A 2,860-nucleotide genomic window follows, 5' to 3' on the forward strand; every position below is an offset into this window, starting at 1 on the left:
CCCCGTCCTCCAGGGACGCACGACGACGGTGGAACTGCTCACGGGGCCCACGAGTCCCAACCGGACGGTCGAACGGTTCGGCATCTCAGGAACCGACCTGGGAATCATGTGGAAGAACGGGGACGCCTCGAACCCCCAGGTGCTCATGGCGCTCGGGGACACGATGGGCGACTGCAGCCTCCCCGGCACCCAGTGGCGCAGCAACATCCTGTTCCGCTCGTCCGACCGGATCCTGTCCAACGGGATGCGGGTCGACAACGCTCCGATGGAGCGCAGCGGTCTGGCCAAGTCCATCCTTCCCCGCTCGAATCTGCCGGGCGAGGTGACCGTCATCCCGACCGCGGGTGTGGAGGTCGCCGGTACGCAGTACCTGCGGTACATGTCGGTCGCCAGCTGGGGCGCCCCCGGTGAGTGGGTGACCAACTACTCCGCGCTCGCCGAATCAAGGGACAACGGGGAGAACTGGACCCCGGTGGCGGGCACCGCCCGGACCGGGACCGGCAGCGCTCGCCTCATACCGTCGGATCTCGGCGCCCCGTTCACCACCCACACCGCCGGCCAGATGAGCGCGTTCCTCAAGCACGACGGCTTCGTCTACGAGTACCTGACCCCGTCGGGCCGCAACGGCGCCGTGACCCTCGCCCGCGTGCCGGAGCGGTCGATCAGGACCATGTCGGCCTACGAGTTCTGGACCGGTGCCGGCTGGGGCCGCGACCACCGCTCCGCCGCGGCGGTGATGCACCCCCGTGTGAGTGAACTGTCCGTCTCCTGGAGTGCTCGACTGGGTCGGTTCATCGCCCTGTACACCAACGGGAACAACGACATCGTGATGCGGCAGGCCGCGAGGCCCGAGGGTCCGTGGTCCGGGGAGGACATCCTGCTGTCCTACCGGCACGTGCCCACCCTCTACGGTGCGTTCGTCCACCCGTGGAGTCCGGCGGTCGAGACGGTGGGATCCGACCTGTACTTCACCATGTCCACCTGGGACGCCTACAACGTCTTCCTCATGCGGACCGACCTCGATCTGATCCCCCCACGGACCCTCCCGGCCGCCGACTCCCGCATGCGCGTCGCGGACAACAGCTGGACCACCGACACCCCGGACCCCGCCGAGACAGGCGAGACCGTGCTCGTCGAGCGGCGTCCGATCCCGAGATCCTGAGATGAGCCGGGCACTCCAGCGGCTGGCCGCGACCGCACTTGCTGCGGTCGCGGCCTCCGTCGCCGCGATCGCCGTCACCGGGTCGGGCACCGCCACGGCCGGGCCGTGCAGCGTCATGTTCGGCAACTTCGGTTCCCTGCTGGAGAACCAGACCGGTGCCGGGATGGGCGGGGGTTCGCTGGGACCACCCGGATCGGGGTCGACCGGGCCCCTCGGGTCCGCCTCGCGGGCCCTGGGGTCGGCCGACCGCTCCGGGTCGCTCGTCCAGCAGCTCGAGACCGGGTCCCTGGGCAACGGCCTGTCCGGCTCCCTCGACACGGTCACCGGATCCGTGTACGGCATGCCGCCGTGGATCACCGGGGAGGAGGGCACAGTCCCCGTCCTCCGCGGCCCGACGCAATTCCTCCAGCTGGTCACCGGCCCCACAGGTCCCGCCGACACCGTCAGCCGCTACGGGGTGACCGGGACCGATCTCGGGATCATGTGGGACAACGGACACGCCACCGATCCGGAGATCCTCATGGCGTTCGGCGACACCATGGGTGACTGCACCCTCCCCGGGAGCCAGTGGCGGTCGAACGTCCTGTTCCGGTCCGGTGACACCGACCTCGGCGACGGGCTGTCCATCGACTCCGCGGCCACCGGTCCCGACGGCCTGGCCAAGTCCATCGTTCCCCGTTCGGGACTTCCCGGGGAGGTCACGATTATCCCGACCGCGGGAATCGCGATCGAGGGGGTCCAGTATCTGCGCTTCATGTCGGTCGCCCACTGGGGCCAACCGGGGTCGTGGACCACCAACTACTCGGGGTTGGCCTATTCGACGGACAACGGCGAGAACTGGACCGTCGTGCCCGCTCTGGCACGGCCGATCACCTCCGCGGTCCCGGTCGGCGACGGCGCACCCCCGGTGGACCCTGTCTGGCGGGACTCGCAGATGAGCTCGTATCTCACCACCGACACCCACCTGTACGAGTACCTCACGCCGTCGGGTCGGCAGGGCTCAGCGATCCTCGCCCGCGTCCCGCTCGCCGGGTCACCGTCTGCGGAGGACCTCGACGCAGCCGGCGGGGCACCTCCGGCCGCGGGCGTCCTCGACCCCGCCGCTTACCGGTACTGGGACGGCGCGGAGTGGGTGGACGATCCGTCGGACGCCGCGCCGGTGCTGCCACGCCCGGCCAGCGAGCTCTCCGTGATGTGGAACCGTCACCTGGGCAAGTACATCGCCATGTACTCCCAGGGGTACAACTCCGTCGTGATCCGCACCGCAGACCGCCCGGAGGGCCCCTGGACCGGACCCACCGCCCTAGTGGACTACTCCATGCTCCCCGGTGTCTACGGCGCGTTCATGCACCCCTGGGCCCAGGGAGAGGATCTGTACTACCTCGTCACGACCTGGAACGCCTACAACGTGTTCCTCGTTCGCACCAGGTTGTCGGACGTCCTGCCCAGCAGACTCCGCAGCGCGGCGGCTCCCGCCGGGCCCGCCGCGTCGGAGGTCGTCAGGCACGTGCCGGTCTCCGAACTCGTCGACGGCGCCGTCCCCACGGAGTGACGGCGGCGCCGACACCGGGCCCCGCGACCGCTCAGCGCTCCGACGCCTGGCAGCGGGTCCGTTCCCATTCCCGTGTCTCCTCGCGGTCGGCCCGACGGAGGATCTCCGAGTATTCCGCCCGCGCGCTCGGATCCGAGCCGATGGCC

At 70.1% G+C, this 2,860-nt stretch carries 2 protein-coding genes; both read left to right on the forward strand.

Annotation, left to right across the window (positions count from 1 at the left end):
- On the forward strand, positions 1-1,162 hold a 1,162-nt coding region (locus tag G6026_RS10660; RefSeq protein ID WP_241728024.1), incomplete at its 5' end, for a DUF4185 domain-containing protein.
- 1 nt (position 1,163) lies between these two features.
- Entirely contained in the window at positions 1,164-2,714 is a 1,551-nt protein-coding gene (locus tag G6026_RS10665) for a DUF4185 domain-containing protein (RefSeq protein ID WP_182613167.1), read from the forward strand.
- The last annotated feature ends 146 nt before the right edge of the window (positions 2,715-2,860 follow it).

The sequence above is a fragment of the Dietzia sp. DQ11-38-2 genome (genome assembly GCF_014145055.1).
GTDB lineage: Bacteria > Actinomycetota > Actinomycetes > Mycobacteriales > Mycobacteriaceae > Dietzia.

Bases quoted from the DNA above. Each gene is read 5' to 3' on its own strand.
- G6026_RS10665 (WP_182613167.1), top strand. From the start codon at position 1,164: ATGAGCCGGGCACTCCAGCGGCTGGCCGCGACCGCACTTGCTGCGGTC.